This is a genomic window from Salinimicrobium oceani, from assembly GCF_012037645.1.
Map to the genome: position 1 here is coordinate 1 of NZ_JAAVJR010001269.1, position 335 is coordinate 335.

General features: G+C 40.6%; 1 protein-coding gene. It reads right to left on the minus strand.

The features are described 5' to 3' along the window. Window positions 1-23: 23 nt before the first annotated feature. Window positions 24-335 (minus strand): aldose epimerase family protein (locus HC175_RS21780; RefSeq protein ID WP_445326501.1); only part of this gene is annotated, 312 nt, incomplete at its 5' end.

Below are 335 nucleotides of genomic sequence, written 5' to 3' on the forward strand. Positions count from 1 at the left end.
TGGTTCTTATATATAATTGAAAACTATTCATCGGTCACGGAAAATTCGTATACCGAAACAGTATGATATTCCTCTCCTGGCTCCAATACTATAGAAGGAAACTCAGGTTGATTCGGGGCATCCGGGAAGTGCTGTGTTTCAGCGGCAAAAGCGGTTCTAAAGTCATCTTTGGCTCCAGATTTAAAAGTGTTTTCGCCGGCCATGAAATTCCCGCTATAAAATTGAAGTCCCGGCTCCTGTGTATAAATATTCATGGTTATATTGGACTTATCTCCTATAAAGGTAGCTGCGTGATTCATGTCGTTGACCTTTGTTGTGTCCAGTACAAAATTATG